Below are 16,631 nucleotides of genomic sequence, written 5' to 3'. Positions count from 1 at the left end.
GCTCCCCCGCAGACACCGTCAACACGTTTTTTCAAATCCCCGCGACCCGATCGACGCCAAAACGTCACCGAACGTCAGCGTGGGATAATACAGTTAGGCCTCTCCTTCCATCCTGTCAACCGCTTTCCGCCCACACGTCTCTCCCCTCCCCCGCCCCGCCGACGTTCCGGCGCAGCCCTTGCCTTGGGCGCATTGGCCCGGCTCGTGCACAGTATGCCGGCAAGCGGCAAGGTTTTCCCTGTCCGCGCGCCGCATCCCGCCTCCCGCCGCGTTCCTGCCGCCAGGAACGGGCGCGGCAGCGGGGCCTCGGCGACGCGGCCGGCAATTCCTGCCGCAGGCAACAAGGAAGGTGCGACATGAGCGCGATCTGGACCGGGGTATCGGGACTCCTCGCCTACAGCGACGGCATCACCAACACGGGCAACAACCTCGCGAATTCCGGCACCACCGGCTACAAGTCCTCACGCATGCTCTTTGCCGACATGCTGAGCAACATGGCCGGCGGCACGTCGGACGGCAGCCAGGTCGGCACGGGCGTGCAGGTCGGCAGCGTGTCCATGACCACGACCACGGGCAGCATCCAGGACGCCAGCAACTCCATGGACATGGCCATCGGCGGCGAGCACGGCTATTTCATCGTCAAGAATCCCGATAACGACAAGGTCTATTATACACGGGACGGTTCGTTCAACTTCGACACCAACGGCTATCTGACGACCTCGGCCGGCAACCAGGTCCAGGGTTGGGCCGTGGACCAGGACGCGGTGACGGCCGCCAAGCGCAACGGCACCACCCTGTCCGAGGTGCCGACCACGGGAACGGTCACCGACATCCAGATTACGGATTTCACCCTGCCGGCCCAGGCCACCGGCTCCGTCACCATGGAAGTCAACCTCGACAGCACGACCGATCCGGAATCCCTCGACGCGACCAACCCGTACTTCACCATGTTCACGAATTACGACGCCACAAACGACACCCCGGTGGCGAGTTCTGATTACTCGACCCAGACCACGGTCTACGACTCCGAAGGCGGCGAGCACACGCTCACGACCTACTATTCCAAGGTGAAGGACGAAAACGGCAAGGAATACTGGGAGTACATGGTGACCGTGCCACCCGACGAGGACGGCAGTTCCACCACGGCCGACACGACCAAGGCCGGTGTGCTCATGATCGGCACGCTCACCTTCTCTGCCCAGGGCGTGTTGGAAAACCAGACCGCCTTCACGCCCTCGGGCGACCCCACGTCCCTGTCAAACTGGACCCAGGCCACCATCGACAGCAACGGTGTGCCGCAGTTGAGCGCCACGTTCGTCTCCAAGACGGACTCCACGACGGTGTTGTCGGCCCAGTCCATCGAATACAAGACCGGACTTTCTACCTCGGAAGACGCCTGGAGCGCCAACGCCCCGACGACGGCCGCGGACATCGGCACCCTGGCCAGCGCCAATGCCGGCTACACCCCGGCCGCGACGGTCAACGAGGCCACCTGCACCACCAACTACGCCACATCGTCCTACACGCTCAATTCCGAGAGCGACGGCTATGCCTCGGGCGAGCTCGTCAGCACCAGCGTGGACGAAAACGGCGTCATTTCGGGAACCTTCTCCAACGGCCAGACCGCCGACCTCTACGTCGTCGCCCTGGCCGATTTCAAGAACCCCACGGACCTCTACCGCGAAGGCAACAACCTGCTCTCGGCCACCAGCGAATCCGGCACCGCCACCACCGGACGGGCCAACAGCGGCGTCTTCGACGGCATCACCGGTTATGCTCTGGAAACGTCCAACGTGGATATGGCCACGGAAATGGTCAACCTCATCACCCTGCAACGCGCCTTCGACTCCAACTCCAAGGTGGTGACCACAGCCGACGAGATGATGCAGAAGGCTTTGGAAATCAAGAAGTAAGGCAACCTGCCGCCCGGTCAGCGGCCGTACTGCTTGCGCCACTCGTCGAGAAACAGCAGGCTCGTCTCCAGCGGGGAAAGCACCCCCTGCCGGGCACGTACGGCCCAGATCAGGTCGTCAAAGGACACGTCCGGCGGCAGCGAAAGCTCGCGCAAAAGCGCCGCCACCTCCTCCCGCATGCCCTCCGGCAGCCCCGACAAAGCCTCGCCGTCCCGCCCCCCCCGCGGCCAGCCGGGAAGGCGCGCGGCGACAAAGTCGAGAAGCGTTTCCATGCGCCGGGCATAGGTGTGTTCCTTGAGCGCCCGGGCCCGCGCCCGGGCGGCATAGACCGCGCGCGCCTCGGGATGGGCCAGGAAATACCCCAGCCGCTCCTTGAGCTCTTCCATGTCCCCGAACTGCGCCAGTTCGTCCTCGCCGAAAAGCTCCGGCATAAGCGACCGCCGGTCCACCAGCTGAAACGCCCCGCACATGGCCAGCTCAAAGGTGCGCGGATTGACGAAATCGCCGCCGGTCACGAGGCGCTCCACGGAAACGCTCGAATGCAAGTTGAGGTTGACGTCGGCGGCGTTGAAGATGCGCACCGCCTCGTCCGTGCCGACCCTGCGCCCGTCCAGGCGCACGCGCGGGGCGAGGGTCGCGTCGCCGTCCCAGTCGCTGCCGAAAATCGCGAGCCCATAGTCCAACAGTTGGGCGAACGCCAGGCGACGGTTGGCGTAGCCCGCGCCCATGAAAGACACCCGCGCCCCGTAGAGGCGGCGCTCCACGGGCGAAAGCTCGAGCGGCCGGTGCACGGCCGGGTCCGCGGCAAGGGGCAGGTAGCAGGCATTCGGCTGGCCCACGGCTGCCAGCTTTTCCGGAAACGGCTCCTTCTGGATCACGGCGAACACATCATAATAAGGCGCGAACGCCTCCCAGTAGGTGAAGAGCCGGAAATCCTCCACGAACCACATGGCCGTAGCCACGCCGTCGCGGCGCAGGCGCTTTAAGGCCTGGCGCGACAGCGGCGCCTGGGCCAAGGCCAGCACGAGGTCCGGGCCGAAGGTCTCGGCCTTGGCGCACACGGCCTGGGAGATGACCTGCAGGAAGCTGTTCTCCAGGTATTCCAGCCTATCCGACGTCACCCGCAAGTCCCTCAGCGCCGAAAACGCGCCGTAAAAGGACGGGGCCTCGAAGACTTCCACCGCATGCCCGAGGCCCGTAAGGGCCGCGGCGCAGGAGCGGCCGATGGGCAGCGAGCCGCCGTACATGGGCAAGACCACCAGCACGCGCAGGGCGCGGGAAAAGGCCATGGCTACCACTCCCCGGCCAGGCTCCGCCCCGCGGGCGGCAGGACCCAGTCCGTTTCAAGGCTCAGGCTCTCGGCCAGGTCGTGGCCGCTTAAAACATCGACGCCGTCGGCCGCGCCCCCGGCCAGGCGGCGGGTGAGGAAGGCGCGCATGGCCTCGCGGCGCGCACGCGTCGGGTCCTCGCCGCAAAAAGGACGGCACAGCGCGCCCAGGGCGTCGCAGTCCGTGGCCAGCCCCACGAGGCCGGGCGGCGGCACGGCCTTTTGCGCGCCGGCCAGACAGCGCAAAAGGCCCGGGTCGGCAAAGGGCGGCAGGCAAATGAGGCCCTTGTCGCATGGGGCCGATTCCAGGCAGGGCGCACAGGGCGTGGTGTGCTGCCACACCGTGTGCCCGACGCCGTAGGGGCCGGTTTCGTGGCTCCAGGCCGAGGACAGGAAAAAGGCCGTGACCGGCACGCCGCAAAACGCGGCCAGGTGCATGGCCCCGGTGTCCGGGGTGACGAGGCGGTCGAGGCCCGAAAGCGCGTCGAAAAGCCCGGGCAGGTCGGTTGCGCCCGTGGCGTCGTCGCAGGCCTCGCGCACGGCCGGGTCCAGGCGGCGCAGCAGCGCCCGGGCCTCGCCGGCCTGGGATTTCGTACCGAAAAGCGTCACACGTGTAGCCCCGGTCGCGAGAAAAAGCGTGCGCACCAGAGGGGCCAACACGTCCGGCGGCAGGGAACGCCTGGCGGCGCGGCCGGCCAGGGCCACGCCGAGGCCGCCGCCCTTGGGCGCGGCCGGCGGGTTGACCGCTTCCGGCGGCAGGGGATCGTCGTCGAGATGGGCCCAGATGTCTGCCAGGTTGATGCCCGCGCCGCGCCGGTCGCGGGCCAGGCGAAAGACCAGGCGCAAAAGCGCGTCCTTGTCGGCCTGTCCGGCGTGCAGGCGGTACCCGCGCTGGATTTCCGGGGGAAACATCGCGCCCAGGGCCATGGCCAGGGGCGAAAAATTGAGCAGGAAGACCTTGTCGAAGGCGATTTCCGCCAGGGCGGCAAACACCGGCCGGGCGTCGCGCACGCGCGCCGCGGCCGCAGCCATGCCCGCCTCCCCGGGCGCGCCGTGGGCCGGCAGGCCGTGGACCACGGCAAAGGGATAGAGGCGTCGCGCCAGGGGGACGAGGCTCAAGTCCACGGCGAGGTGCACCTCGCCGCCGGTCTTTTCGGCCTGCCGCCAAAGACCCGCGAGCAAGCGCCGGGTCTGGGCCAGATCCCCGATACGGGCCAGCTGCACCGCCAGAAAGCGCGCCATGCCTCCTCCGCCGCGATCGGGGAATCGAAAAAAAGCATGTGAAAAAAAGCCCTTTTCGGTCCCCGCGTTCTTCTGTTATAGGAAGCTTCCTATGCGGTATTATCCCCTTTACGTCAATCTTCACGGCAAGCGCTGCCTGGTGGTGGGCGCGGGACAGGTGGGCCGGCGCAAGATCGCCACGCTCGCCGCCTGCGGCCCGGACGAGGTTCTCGTCCTCGACCCCGCGCCGCCGGCGGACGTCGCCGCAGCGCTTTCCGCCGTGCCGGGCGTGGTCATCGAGCGCCGGGCATTCACCCCGGCGGACCTCGACGGCCGCTTCCTGGTCATCGCCGCCACCAGCGACGAAGAGAGCAACTGGGCCATCAGCCGGGAATGCGCCGCACGCGGCATCCTCTGCAACATCGTGGACCAGCCCGAGAAGTGCAGCTTCATCGTGCCGGCGCTTTTCACCCAGGGCGACCTCACCGTGGCCATTTCCACGGGCGGGGCCTCGCCGGCCCTGGCGCGCAAGATCCGCCAGGGGCTCGGCGACTTCCTCGGCGACGAGTACGGCGCGCTGCTCGTGCTCATGAGCGCCCTGCGGCCCATGGTCCTGGCCCTGGGACTGCCCACGGAGAAGAATTCGGCTATTTTTCGCAGCATCGTCCACTCGTCCCTGATCGACGCCCTGGAGCGCGGCGACGCAGCCGCCGCGGAAAACGTGCTCCGGGAAATCCTGCCCGCCGCCCTGCACGGGGACACGGCCGGGCTGATCGCGGGAGCCCTTGGCCATGCCGGCGCTTAACCTGCTCTTTATCTGCGTCATCGCCGCCTATTTCCTGGGCGCGACCCTGCATCTGCTCGGCGTGGTCACGAGACGGGCGCGCCTGCGCCGCACGGGCGAGGCGCTGACCCTTTCCGGCTTCGTCCTGCACACGGCCGATTTGGTCGTGCTGCTCGCGGCCGAGGGCGGCGCGGCCCTGCTGCTCGGCGAATTCTACTTCAGCCTCCTCGCCTGGAGCCTGCTTCTCATCTGCCTCATCCTGTGGTGGCGGCTGCGTCTGGAAATGCTCGGACTGCTCGCGGCCCCCCTGGCGCTTTTCCTCTTCCTGTCCTCCCAGGCGGTGACGGCCACGCGCATGCCCCTGCCCAAGGCGCTCGGCGGGCTTTTCTTCGGGCTGCACATCGGCGCGCTCTTTCTGGCGATAAGCCTGCTCGCCATGGCCTGCGGCGCGGGCGCGGCCTACCTCTACCTCGACCGCAAGATCAAGACCAAGGAGAAGCTCTCCGGCTTTTCCAAGGCCCTGCCGGCGCTGTCCACCTGCGACACCGTCAACCGCTGGGCCGTGGCCGCCGGATTTCCGCTTTACACCGTCGGCCTTCTTTCGGGATTCATCTGGGCCAAACTCACCTGGAACCGCATTTTCTCCTGGGATCCCAAGGAGATCACGGCCATCTGCGTCTGGCTGCTTTTCGCCTTTCTGTTCCACCAGCGACTGTTTCTCGGCTGGCGCGGCCGCAAGCCCGCGCGTCTGGCCATGTGGATATTCTGCCTGACGCTCGTGTCCTTGCTCGTCATCAACTTTTTCATGCCAACGCATCACAGCTTCGCGCGATATATCGATGGAGCATCAAATCTACCTGTTTGGCCTCAACCATAAGACCGCCGGGGTCGAGGTCCGCGAGGCGTTCGCCCTGGGCGACAAGCCCACGCTCGGCGATCTGCTCGTGCGCGGCGAGGCCCGCGTGCGCGAGGCGCTGGTGCTGTCCACCTGCAACCGGGTGGAGGTGCTCGTCGCCGACGCGCCGGGCCGCGACATCCGCCCGGCGGTACTCGCCGCCTGGGCGGCCCACTGCGGCCAGGACCCGGACATGCTCGCCCCGCACCTCTACGAGCACGCGGGACTCAAGGCCGTGGAGCACCTCTTTTGCGTGGCCTCGGGCCTCGACTCCCTGGTCCTCGGCGAGCCGCAGATACTGGGGCAGCTCAAGGCCGCCTACCGCCACGCCGTGAACCTGGGCACGGCCGGGGTCATCACCAACCGCCTGTGTCACAAGGCCTTTTCCGTGGCCAAGAAGGTGCGCACGGCCACGGGCATCGGCGCTTCCGCGGTGTCCATCAGCTACGCGGCCGTGGAGCTGGCCAAGCGCATCTTCGGCGAGATGGCCGGCAAGCGGGCCATGCTCGTGGGCGCGGGCGAAATGGCGGAACTGGCGGCGCTGCACCTGCTCAACGCCGGCGTTTCCGAGATCCTCGTCGCCAACCGCACCTACGCCCGGGCCGAGGAGCTGGCCGCGCGCTTCAAGGGCCGGCCCGTGGCGTTCGACGAGTTCGTCACCCGCCTGCACGAGGCGGACATCGTCATCAGCTCGACCGGCGCGCCCCATGTGGTCATAAAGGCCAGGGACGTGCGTTCCGTGCTCAAAGCGCGCAAGCATAAGCCCATGTTTTTCATCGATATCGCGGTGCCTCGCGATATCGACCCCGACGTCAACAGCCTGGACAACGTCTATCTCTACGACATCGACGACCTCCAGGAAGTGGTCGAGGAAAATCTGGCCCAGCGGCGCGAGGAAGCGGCCCGCGCCCGGGACATCATCGGTTTGCAGGTGGAGCGTTTCGGCGAGTGGCTCAAATCCCTGGACGTCAAGCCGACCATTGTGGATCTGCTTGCCGCAGGCGAGGACGTCGCCCGCCGCGAACTGGCCAAAACCCTGCGCCGCCTCGGCCCCGACGTCCCCGACGAGACCCGCCGGGCCATCGAGACCCTGTCCCTTTCCATCAGCCACAAATTGCTCCACGAGCCCATCTCCTTTCTCAAACGCCGGGCCAGGGAGGAAAAAGGCGACAGGTTCATCGATCTCACCCGCCGCATGTACAACCTGGACCGCGAAGGCGTGCCGCCAAACGCCCATGCGGACCGGAAACCGCCCGAAGACGGGGTCATGGCCCCGGACCTCGATGCGACGGAAGACAGCGAGTAACCCCATGCGATCCTACCTCATCGACGAAGTTTCCGCCGAGAACATGGAAACCATCGAGCGGCACCTGTCCGAGAAAGGGTTCAAAGGCCCCCTCGACCACATCTACTACATCCCCTTCCCCATGGAGATGTTAAACGACGAGCAGCAGCAGCACTACAACGAGTGCGGCCCGTACATGCTCATCCTCGAAACGGGGCGCAACTGGCTCAAGCTCGAACTGCTCGTGCGCGGCAGCGGCAAGCTGCGCTGCTCCTGCATCAGCTACTGCACGACCGAGCAGCGCCAGCAGATGATCGATTTCCTCGACAACTTCATCCGGGAGCTCGACATTCCGGTCTGAGCCGGTGCCGCAGGAAAAGCCCGTTACGGCAATCCGAATGCCCTTGGGAAAGCGTGCGCCGGATTGCCTGGCAATACGTCGAAACCCTTTGAAGGGAGTCCAGAGGGCGGGAGCCCTTTGGCCGCCGGAGGCGTCTCCCCTGACCACCACGCCCGGCCTGCGCGACCTGCCGCGGTCCCAGGCGAAACTGTGCCTGGGCGTGGCCCGCTTCCTCACCCGGGAATGCGGGCACGCCCCGGCCGGCGCGACCTGGATCGTCGCCCTCTCCGGCGGGCCGGACTCCCTTGTCCTGCTGACCGTCCTCGCCGTCCTCGCCCCGCGCCTTGGCGCGCGCCTGGAGGCCGCCCACCTGGACCACGGACTGCGCCCGGAATCCGCGGCCGAGGCCGCGCACGTCGCCGCCTTCTGCCGGCAGCGCGCCATCCCCTGCCATAGCCGCCGCATGGACGTTGCCGCCCTGGCCCGCCGGACGCGAAAAGGCGTCGAGGACGCCGGCCGTGACGCCCGCTACGCCTTTTTCGCGGAACTGGCCGCGGCCCGCGAAAACGCCTGGATCGCGCTCGGACACCAGCTCAACGACCTGGCCGAGGACCAGCTCCTGCGCGCCACGCGCGGCGCGGGCTGGCCGGCCCTTGGCGGCATGCCCGCCCTGGACGCCGCGCGCCGCCTGCTGCGCCCGCTTTTGCTCACGCCCCGGGCGGCCATCGAAGACTTCGCCGCGGCCCTCGCCCTGCCGACCCTTACCGACCCGGGCAACGCCGACCGGGCCTTCCGGCGAAATCGCCTGCGCCACGACGTCCTGCCCCTTTTGTGCGCCGAAAACCCGCGCTACCTCGACGCGGCGGCGCGGCTGTGGCGGCAGGCGCGCCTCGACGAGGGGCTGCTTGAGAGCCTTCTGCCCGCAACGGACGATCCGGCCGTCCTGCCCATGAATACCGTCCTCGCCCTGCACCCGTCCCTGCGCCCGCGCCTCTACCGCAAGGCGCTGGCGTCGCTTGGGCCGGGGCAGGCCCTGGCCGATGCCCTGCGCGGCCTGGACGATGCCGTGATGCGCCGCCAGACGGGCCGGGTGTTCCAGTTTCCGGGCGGCAAGGAGGCGCGGATCGCCCGCCGGGCCGTGGTTTTCAGCCGGTGCGCGCCTTGCGGGCCAAACCCGGAAACGCCATTGACAGGGCTTGCGGCGGAGGGTAGTGGAGTCGATTGTGAAAAATCAAACATGGAGGCAGTCCCGGTGAATATCCTCATTTTCGGTCCCAATGGCAGCGGCAAGGGCACCCAGGGTTCCCTGGTGAAGAAAAAATACGACCTGGCCCACATCGAGTCCGGGGCGATCTTCCGCGAGCATATCGGCGGCGGCACCGAGCTCGGCAAGAAGGCCAAGGGCTTCATCGACAAGGGCGAGCTCGTCCCGGACGAGATCACCATCCCCATGATCCTCGAGACGCTGAAGGCCAAGGGCGGCAACGGCTGGCTCCTCGACGGCTTCCCCCGCAACATGGTCCAGGCCGAGAAGCTCTGGGACGCCCTGCAGAAGGAAGGCATGAAGCTCGATTACGTCATCGAGATCCTGCTGCCCCGCCAGATCGCCAAGGACCGCATCATGGGCCGTCGCCTCTGCGTCAACGACCCCAACCACCCGAACAACATCTTCATCGACGCCATCAAGCCGAACGGCGACAAGTGCCGGGTGTGCGGCGGCGACCTCAAGACCCGCTCCGACGACCAGGACGAAGGCGCCATCGGCAAACGCCACGACATCTACTACGACACCACCACCGGCACCCTGGCCGCCGCCTACTTCTACAAGAAGCTGGCCGCCGAGGGGAAGACCAAGTACATCGAGCTCAACGGCGAAGGCACCATCGACTCCATCAAGGAAACCCTGCTGGCCCAGCTCGCCTAGTTCACCGGAATTCGCCTTGATTGCCGGCCCCGGGGGGAATACCTTCGGGGCCGCGTTTTTTTCGCGCGCAAAGGAGGGGCGCCCATGGCTCACGGGCCCTTGAAACTCGGCCGCATCGCCTACCTCAACGTCTGGCCGCTCTACGAATCCCTGATCCCGGACTTTCCCGAGGGGCCGGACATCACCTACGTGCCCGGGCATCCGTCCGAACTCAACACCGCGCTGGCGGCCGGCGACATCGACGCCGCCCCGGCCTCGGCGTTCGCCTACCTGGCCAGGCCCGGGGCCTTCAAGCTGCTGCCGGACCTGTGCATCCGCGCGGCGGTCGCGCCCATCCAGAGCGTGCTGCTCCTCTCGCCCGTGCCCCTGGCCGAGCTGCCCGCGCACCTGCGGCGTACCGGCGACCCGGTCCTTTTCTCCGGGGCCTCGGCCAGTTCCAACGCCCTGACGCGGGTGCTGTGGCGCTTCGCCTGGAATTTCCCCGACGTCCGCTTCGAGAGCGTGCCGCCCGGCACCGGGCTGGCGACGGGCAAACCCTTCGTCGAGATCGGCGACCTGGCCCTTGGGCGCTATCTCGATCCCCCGGCCGGCTGGCACGTCACGGACCTGGGCCAGGCCTGGTTCGACTACGCCGGCACGCCCTTCGTCTTCGCCCTCTGGATCGTGCGCGCCGGACTTTCCGGGCAGCGCCTGGAGGCGCTCGGCAAGCTCCACACGGCGCTTGCGGCCATAAACGCGAACCTGCCCGAGCGCCTGCCCGCCCTCGTGCGCGCGCCGTCGCGGCCCGACTGGATAAGCGAAACGGACCTGCTCAACTACCTGCGCGTGGTCAACTACGACCTGGACGCGTCGGCCAAGGCGAGCCTCGTGCTTTTCGCCGAACACTGCCGGGAGCTCGGGAGCATCGAGGCCGTGCCGGGGCTGCGCTTCGCCCTGTAGCGGCGTTCCCCGTTGACACGGCGCGGCCGGGCTTTTACCCAGAGAGCATCCCCCCCCCCGGCCCGTTGCCGCAACGCCAAGGAGACCGCCATGACGCCTCTGTGCTCCGCCCGATTCCTGCCCCGGCTGCTCGCCTGCGCCCTTTTCCTCGCGATCCTGGGCGCCGCCAAGCCCGGCCCCGGCGCGGACGGTCCCGTGCTCATCTACGACTATCCGCCCGGGCAGGCCCTGCCCATCCACTTCCGCCTGGCCGACGGCGGCCCCAAGGGCGACCCGGCAAGCGCGAAACTGCGCCTGTCCGGCAGCTCGGAATTCGACGCCGCCGGGCTCGACAACCTCGCGCGCACCCTGCCCGGACCGCTCACCATCGTCGATTTGCGCCAGGAATCGCACGGATTCCTCAACGACCGCCCCGTGAGCTGGTTTGCGCCAAAAGACGAAGCCAACATGGGCAAGACGCCCGAGGAGGCGGCCCGCGACGAAGCGCAGCGCCTGGCCGCCCTGTCCAAGGCGGGTACGGCGGCAGTGACGGTCATCGAGGCGAAGAGCAAGTCCGGGGGCATCAAGAAGGCGCGTACGCTTCGCGTGGACGTGGTGGGCGTCGCGTCCGAGGCGCAGCTGACCGCGGCGCGGGCCGTGGGCTACCTGCGGCTTTTCGTCACCGACGACATGGCACCGGATGCGGCACAGGTGGACAGGTTCGTGGAATACTGCCGGAGCATGGCCCCGAACACGTGGCTGCACGTGCATTGCCATGCCGGGGACGGGCGCACGACCACGTTCATGGTGCTCTACGCCCTGCTCCACAATCCCGCGGGCCGGTCCCTGGAAGAAATCGCCGCGGATCAGGCGGCGGCCGGTGGCGTGGACCTCATCGGCCAGCCGCGCAAAGGCTGGAAGAAGCCGCTCTACATGGCGCGGGTCGCGTTCCTCGAACGCTTCGCCGCCTACGCCGCAGCCAATCCCGGCGGCGCGCCCATGACCTTCAGCGCGTGGACAGCCACGCACAAATAAGGCCAAGGCGATCGCGGGGCCCCCTGCCTCAGCAGCAGGGCAACCCCAGGATCTCGGATTTGCGGGCCTGGACAAGGAGGTCGGCGAGGCGGATGGCGTCGAGTTCCCGAAACAGGCTGGCCGTGGCCCGGGCCCAGATCTGGCGCGTGACGCAATCGCCGGAGATGACGCAGGATTCGGGGTTGCCCACGCATTCGGTCAGTTCGGGCCGGCTTTCCAGAGCCCGGACCACATCGCCCACCCGGATGTCTTCCGGCGACACGGCCAGCACGTGGCCGCCCTTGGGACCACGCTTGCTGTGGATGAAGCCGGCCTTTTTCAACGCGCGAATCAACTGCTCAAGATACTTGATGGAAATGTTGCGGCGCTTGGCGATGTCCTGGATGCGCACCGGTCGCTCGTCGCCGTGAAGAGCGATGTCGAGAAGCATGCGCAGGCCGTAGCGGCTACGCGTAGTGAGTTGCATGAGCCGGGTACCCCTTGGGAACGGATTTGTGCAAAACCGAACAAGGGTTCCCTAGCAGATAGATTCACGGATGGCAAAAGGCGGTTTTTCACAGCGCCTGGAAGCCCGGGGCCAAAGACCGGGGGCCGATCGGGCGAAGGTTTTCCGCTCCCTGGCGCAGTTGGCGGCGCGTCACCACGCCGCCGACCGGGATGTCCCGCTCCAGCACGCACTGGCTGCAGATTTTTCCCTGTGCCCGCAGGATATAGACGTCAAGCGCCTCGATGGCGCGGCCGCATACGCAGCAATGCCGGGAATCCATGGTGTTCCTCCCGCCGGTGAAAGGTGCCGGCGGGAGGGACCGTTTCAAGAACCATACCGGCGGCCTCAGGATCCGGCCGCGCCCGGCCCGTCGCCCGCAGCGCCCGAACCGTTCCCCGGAGTGTCGTCGCCTGGACCGCCCGGCTTGGGACGCCGGCGCGGCAGGCGCAGGGCGCGCCAGCCGCCGCCGGTGGTGACGCTCTCGAAGCCCAGGCGCAGCCAGCGCGGCAGCATGAAGGCCAGCCAGGCGGCCCAGGCCAGCATCAGCGCCCGGAATACCGCCATGGGCGCGGAAACGACCGTGGCCGCGGGCAACACGCCCGGCACGCGGTCCCAGGTCCAGGCAAGCCCCGCCGCTCCGCCGCCGGGACCGGCCACCTGCATGCGCGGCAGTCCGAGCAGGCCCTGGCCGAGCACGTCGTAAAGCGAAAACAACCCGATCAGGGTCAGGACCACGAGCCCCACTTGCGCCGCGTCGAAGGCCAGCGCGCCCTGCGGCCAGCGCCGCCGGCGCAGGCCCAGGGCCGCAAGCCAGGCCGTGGCCAGAACCACGCCGCCGGGCGTGGCCTGGCTGAGGCCCAGGGCGTAGAGCAGCCACTGCGTGCGGCCAAGCAGCGTGTCCGGCAGGCAGGAAAGCCCGAATCCCAGGGCCGCGACCACGGCGAGGAATCCCCAGTAGAGTACGGCCGGCCCCATGAAGGTGTCGGCAAAAACGGCAAGCAGCCAGCGGCCCTGCGGCAGGTCCAGGCGCGTCGTCGCGGACGCGGCGGGAAGGCCGAGGTCCGGCGCGGGCGTTTGCAGGAAAAGCCCGAGCCCGACCGGTTCCCGGAAGGCCAGTTCCACGTCCGTCACGCCGGGCGGCAGGGAAAAGCCCACCTGCCCGCCCTCGCCCGTGGGCAGCGTCTCGCGGCCGGCGACGGCCAGGCGCGTGACCGTGGCCCCAGGCGGCAGGGTCAGCACATGGCGCGCGCCCTTTGCCGCGCGGAAACGCAGGGAAAGCGTGCTCTCGCGCATGGCGCCGCCCTGGCGCGTCGCAAGCGTCGCCCGTTCGAGCGTGAGCGCTTCGCCCGGCGCAGCCTTGGGCCGCGAAACAGCCACATCGAGCTTCTCGCCCGGCCAGGGCACGAAGCGCGGCCGCAACCCGCCCGCAGGCCCAAGAAGCGCCACGGGCGGCACGCCGGTAAAGGCCACGTCGTAAAACGGCGCGGCGGTCAGTTCCCAGACCTCGACCACGTCCGTCCCCGACGGCGCGGCCAGGGCCACGGACTCCCGGGGCGTCAGGCGCGAGCGCCAGGAGACGCGCGCCACGCCCGCGGGAAAGGCCGCCTCGGCCATGCCGCCGGCGACGGTCACGCCGGCCGCGTCGGGATGCTCGCCGGCAAGAAGCGCCACCCGGGCCACGGCCGCGACATCCGCCGGTGAACGGCGCACGACCTCGGTTTCCACCTCCCAGGCAAGGCCCAGGCGCAACGAACGCCGCACCTCGAAAAAGGGCGGAATGTCGCGGCCGGCCGGCTGCGCTGTCTGGGCCGCCTGCCCGTCAGAAGTTTTCCCCTCGGGCGCGGCCCGGGTCAGCTCCAGCGGCCCGGCGAGCATGCCCCGCGCATCCAGGCCGCGGATGCGGTAGCCCGGGGCGGCAACGACGACCTTGCCCGGCGCAAGCGCCGGGGTCACGGTAAAGGACACGGCCGTCGGGGCCGGGCCGGACAGGATCAGCACGTGGCGGCCGGGCTCGACGAGCGCCTTGAGGGCGTCCCCCGCGCGCGTAAGCGGCGCGCCCGGCGCGCCGTCCAGGGTCACGGCGTCGGGCCGCCAGCCCTCGGAAACCGCCGGTAGCGGCGCGGCCACGCGCGCGGCGGCGTCGATTGCCGTGGTCACGACCAGCCGGCCACCCTCCAGGCGGACCTCGAAGGAGGGGCTGCCCAGGCAGTGCGGCAGGCAAAGGGGCGGTTCGGTCAGGCGCTCGCGCAGCAAGTCGAGAAGTTGTCGATCCGGGAAATCCGCGGCCCGGGCCGCCGGGACAAGGCCCACAAGAATAAGGAGGACCGCGCCCGCGCCGACGGAGGCCAGGCGCACGCGGCGCAAGCGCGCCCGGTCGCACAGCAGGAAAAGCGCCGCGCCCCACAGGAGCGCGCGCAGCAGATGCAGCAGGCGCGAGGCGAAAGGCGGCACGAGATAAAGGCGCAGCCGCTCGCCCGGCGCGACCGGCCCGTTCCAGGTCATGGTCGCCGTGGCGAAACGCCAGTCCGGCATGGCCGGCCCGGTCTGCACCAGGGCCTCAGGGTCCTCCTCCGGCAGCTCCCGCACCGCCCCGGCGGCGGCATCGGCGGCGGGCGCGGCCATCTGCATCGCCCTGGCCTTTCCCTTCAGTGCGGCGGGAGGCGGCGCGGGGGCCATGGCCGCATTTTCCTGCATCGCCAGGCGGGGCAGCGGCGCGGCGGCCGGCGGCACGATCTGCGGCGCGACGGCCCCGCGCAACTGCCAGGACAGAAAAGGAATCGAAACGACGACCAGACAGACCAGGGAGGCCGCGAAAACCAGCACGGCAAAGCGCCGCACGCCGGCATGGCCGGCGAGGCGGCCGGCATCGGACGCCAGGCGCAGCAAGGCCAGCCCGCACAGCACGAACACCCACACGCCCGTGGGCGCGTCCGGCTCGTGCCAGGAGAGCAGAAGAAAAAGGCCGAGCGCCAGACCGGCCGCCCCCCCGCGCAGGGAAAAGGCGGCCACGGCCAGGACCAGGGCCAAAAAGACGTCGAGCAGCGTCCAGGGCGAAAGCAGGCCGCCGCGCACGGCGTCGGGCCCTGTGGCGAAAAAAAGCGCCCAGCCCGGAGCCAAGTGGAGCGTGGCCGTCACATGCGTGAATTCCCGGTCGAAGCCGCCGGCCGGCAGCGGCGCGCCGGCGTCGGGATAGCGGGAGAACGCGGAAAGGGACAGGCGCGAAGCGCGCAGTTCCACGCCCCGCGCGGTCCCTTCCTTGCCGAGCAGCAGCACGGGCTGGTCCCGGCCGTCCGCGACGACCCGGCCGAGTTCGCCCGGCGCGGCCATGGCAAGCGTGAAGCGGGAGCGGTTCTCGCCCGAAAGCGTGTCGTGGACGCTTAGGCCCGCGCCGCTCATGTCGAGCCACATTTCCCGCGAGACCGTCAGGGCGTCACGGCCCGGAGGCACGCCGCGCCCGAGTTCGCGGATGTCGAGCGTCGCGCCGGCGGCCACGGCGAAGGCCGGCAGGTTGCGCCAGGAGTCGGGCACGTCGGCGGTCTTGGGGTCCAGGGCCGGCGCGCCTTCCAGGCGCGTCTCGCGCAGTTCGGGCGCGGCGCGGTAGGACCAAACCTCGCGGCCGTAGGGCGCGGCAACCGGGCCGATCCGCCCGGTTTTGCCCGGAAAGCGGGAGACAACCTCCACGTCGTAGCGCCCGGGCCCGGCGTCGAGGACCACGCTGCCGTCCGGCCCGAGCGTCGCGGGCACGGGGGAGCGCACGGCCAGGGCCAACGCCTTTTCCGGCACGGCCCCGGCCAGGGAGACGGAGCGGGCGAGCCCGGAGACTTCCAGCCGGAAAAACGTCGTCAGGGTTGCCGGGTCGCCGTCGGCAAGCTGGCGGAAGACTTTGACGTGTTCCGTGTTTTCCACGGCCTTGGCCGCTTTTTCGCCGGCCAGGGACAGCTCGCCCGAGGCAGAGACGACAACCGGCGCGGGAGCGCCCCGGCGGGCAAGGGTCACAAGTCCGACACCCGCCGGCAGGCGCAGCGCCTCCGGGGCGGCGTTCCAGGCAAGGCGACCGGAAAGGACGTGCTCGCCCGGACCGAGCCAGACCACGGGGCCGCGCTCCCCGGCGACCACGGGGAGCGCCTTGCCGCCCTCGCGCGCCGCCGCGACCCACACGCCCGCGCCATACGGCAGCGGCACGGCGGCGGTGTCGAAAAGCCGCGCCGCAAGCGTGAAATCCGCGCCCGCCGCATCGACATTCACGTCCAGCCGCGACGGGAACAGGCAGATTCGGGCTTTGGCGTCCCCCCCGTCCGGCGGGCACAGCCGTTCGGCCGCGCCGTGCAGGGAAAATCCCCGCCAGGGATCGAGGGCCGGCGGCACGTCGGGCGCGCCGGCCTGGGCCAGGGCCGGCAAAGCGGAACCGGCAAGGATGGAAACGACGAGAAAAACGCACGCCAGCGCATGCCGCATGACAGGCCTCCTCGGGCTCTCTCCTTCGCCTTATTCCCGAAAGGCGC

At 69.1% G+C, this 16,631-nt stretch carries 13 protein-coding genes and 1 pseudogene; 9 read left to right on the top strand and 5 right to left on the bottom strand.

Translation table 11 applies throughout. From position 1 onward, the window contains the following. The first annotated feature begins 356 nt into the window (after positions 1–356). The gene (locus tag Q368_RS0112140; protein ID WP_029459341.1) at positions 357–1,913 is read left to right on the top strand and encodes a flagellar hook protein FlgE; all 1,557 of its coding nucleotides are present in this window, start codon (positions 357–359) and stop codon (positions 1,911–1,913) included. Between the two features lie 17 nt (positions 1,914–1,930). Here Q368_RS0112140 and Q368_RS0112135 read toward each other — a convergent pair whose 3' ends face one another. After that, positions 1,931–3,202 (bottom strand): CgeB family protein, encoded by a 1,272-nt coding sequence (locus Q368_RS0112135; protein WP_029459340.1) that lies wholly within the window; start codon positions 3,200–3,202, stop codon positions 1,931–1,933. 2 nt (positions 3,203–3,204) lie between these two features. Next, the gene (locus tag Q368_RS0112130) at positions 3,205–4,482 is read right to left on the bottom strand and encodes a glycosyltransferase family 9 protein (protein ID WP_029459339.1); all 1,278 of its coding nucleotides are present in this window, start codon (positions 4,480–4,482) and stop codon (positions 3,205–3,207) included. Positions 4,483–4,573: 91 nt separating this feature from the next. On the opposite strand from Q368_RS0112130, the gene Q368_RS0112125 reads away from it, so the two are divergent. From Q368_RS0112125 to Q368_RS0112090, 8 genes and pseudogenes are all read left to right on the top strand, one after another. Then, positions 4,574–5,266, top strand: coding sequence for a precorrin-2 dehydrogenase/sirohydrochlorin ferrochelatase family protein (locus tag Q368_RS0112125; protein WP_029459338.1), 693 nt, complete (start codon positions 4,574–4,576; stop codon positions 5,264–5,266). Beyond that, on the top strand, positions 5,253–6,122 hold the full coding sequence (locus Q368_RS0112120; protein WP_029459337.1) for a cytochrome C assembly family protein: 870 nt from the start codon (positions 5,253–5,255) through the stop codon (positions 6,120–6,122). The genes Q368_RS0112125 and Q368_RS0112120 overlap by 14 nt, the downstream gene beginning before the upstream one ends. Next, positions 6,085–7,446 (top strand): glutamyl-tRNA reductase, encoded by a 1,362-nt coding sequence (gene hemA / locus Q368_RS0112115; protein WP_029459336.1) that lies wholly within the window; start codon positions 6,085–6,087, stop codon positions 7,444–7,446. The genes Q368_RS0112120 and hemA overlap by 38 nt, the downstream gene beginning before the upstream one ends. A gap of 4 nt (positions 7,447–7,450) precedes the next feature. Beyond that, positions 7,451–7,786, top strand: a complete 336-nt coding sequence (locus Q368_RS0112110; RefSeq protein WP_029459335.1) for a hypothetical protein — start codon at positions 7,451–7,453, stop codon at positions 7,784–7,786. A gap of 37 nt (positions 7,787–7,823) precedes the next feature. Next, a pseudogene (tilS, locus tag Q368_RS26995) lies at positions 7,824–8,579 on the top strand (tRNA lysidine(34) synthetase TilS); the annotation flags it as partial. Positions 8,580–9,017: 438 nt separating this feature from the next. Then, complete coding sequence (locus tag Q368_RS26990; RefSeq protein WP_029459344.1) at positions 9,018–9,689, top strand: adenylate kinase; 672 nt, start codon at positions 9,018–9,020, stop codon at positions 9,687–9,689. Positions 9,690–9,773: 84 nt separating this feature from the next. After that, positions 9,774–10,628 carry a menaquinone biosynthetic enzyme MqnA/MqnD family protein gene (locus Q368_RS0112095; RefSeq protein ID WP_029459334.1) on the top strand — a complete coding sequence of 285 codons (855 nt, stop codon included), beginning with the start codon at positions 9,774–9,776 and terminating at the stop codon, positions 10,626–10,628. Between the two features lie 90 nt (positions 10,629–10,718). Continuing rightward, positions 10,719–11,642 (top strand): phosphatase domain-containing protein, encoded by a 924-nt coding sequence (locus Q368_RS0112090; protein ID WP_052360131.1) that lies wholly within the window; start codon positions 10,719–10,721, stop codon positions 11,640–11,642. Between the two features lie 28 nt (positions 11,643–11,670). On the opposite strand, the gene Q368_RS0112085 is transcribed toward Q368_RS0112090, so the two are convergent. From Q368_RS0112085 to Q368_RS0112075, 3 genes are all read right to left on the bottom strand, one after another. Then, on the bottom strand, positions 11,671–12,108 hold the full coding sequence (locus Q368_RS0112085) for an RrF2 family transcriptional regulator (protein ID WP_029459332.1): 438 nt from the start codon (positions 12,106–12,108) through the stop codon (positions 11,671–11,673). A gap of 88 nt (positions 12,109–12,196) precedes the next feature. After that, complete coding sequence (locus Q368_RS23115) at positions 12,197–12,409, bottom strand: hypothetical protein (RefSeq protein WP_043785768.1); 213 nt, start codon at positions 12,407–12,409, stop codon at positions 12,197–12,199. 65 nt (positions 12,410–12,474) lie between these two features. Further along, positions 12,475–16,584 carry a hypothetical protein gene (locus Q368_RS0112075; RefSeq protein ID WP_052360130.1) on the bottom strand — a complete coding sequence of 1,370 codons (4,110 nt, stop codon included), beginning with the start codon at positions 16,582–16,584 and terminating at the stop codon, positions 12,475–12,477. Positions 16,585–16,631 lie beyond the last annotated feature (47 nt).

Origin of the sequence: Solidesulfovibrio alcoholivorans DSM 5433, assembly GCF_000702665.1 — a bacterium.
Lineage (GTDB): Bacteria > Desulfobacterota > Desulfovibrionia > Desulfovibrionales > Desulfovibrionaceae > Solidesulfovibrio > Solidesulfovibrio alcoholivorans.
Note: the sequence above shows the minus strand (reverse complement) of the source record. Positions and strands in the feature narration are given on the sequence as shown.

Excerpts from the sequence above, each read along its gene's own strand:
- Q368_RS0112085 (WP_029459332.1), bottom strand. The coding sequence starts at position 12,108 with ATGCAACTCACTACGCGTAGCCGCTACGGCCTGCGCATGCTTCTCGAC.
- Q368_RS0112130 (WP_029459339.1), bottom strand. The coding sequence starts at position 4,482 with ATGGCGCGCTTTCTGGCGGTGCAGCTGGCCCGTATCGGGGATCTGGCC.
- Q368_RS0112135 (WP_029459340.1), bottom strand. The coding sequence starts at position 3,202 with ATGGCCTTTTCCCGCGCCCTGCGCGTGCTGGTGGTCTTGCCCATGTAC.
- Q368_RS0112095 (WP_029459334.1), top strand. The coding sequence starts at position 9,774 with ATGGCTCACGGGCCCTTGAAACTCGGCCGCATCGCCTACCTCAACGTC.
- Q368_RS0112140 (WP_029459341.1), top strand. The coding sequence starts at position 357 with ATGAGCGCGATCTGGACCGGGGTATCGGGACTCCTCGCCTACAGCGAC.
- Q368_RS0112090 (WP_052360131.1), top strand. The coding sequence starts at position 10,719 with ATGACGCCTCTGTGCTCCGCCCGATTCCTGCCCCGGCTGCTCGCCTGC.
- Q368_RS0112120 (WP_029459337.1), top strand. The coding sequence starts at position 5,253 with ATGCCGGCGCTTAACCTGCTCTTTATCTGCGTCATCGCCGCCTATTTC.
- Q368_RS23115 (WP_043785768.1), bottom strand. The coding sequence starts at position 12,409 with ATGGATTCCCGGCATTGCTGCGTATGCGGCCGCGCCATCGAGGCGCTT.
- Q368_RS0112075 (WP_052360130.1), bottom strand. The coding sequence starts at position 16,584 with ATGCGGCATGCGCTGGCGTGCGTTTTTCTCGTCGTTTCCATCCTTGCC.
- Q368_RS0112110 (WP_029459335.1), top strand. The coding sequence starts at position 7,451 with ATGCGATCCTACCTCATCGACGAAGTTTCCGCCGAGAACATGGAAACC.
- hemA (WP_029459336.1), top strand. The coding sequence starts at position 6,085 with ATGGAGCATCAAATCTACCTGTTTGGCCTCAACCATAAGACCGCCGGG.
- Q368_RS0112125 (WP_029459338.1), top strand. The coding sequence starts at position 4,574 with ATGCGGTATTATCCCCTTTACGTCAATCTTCACGGCAAGCGCTGCCTG.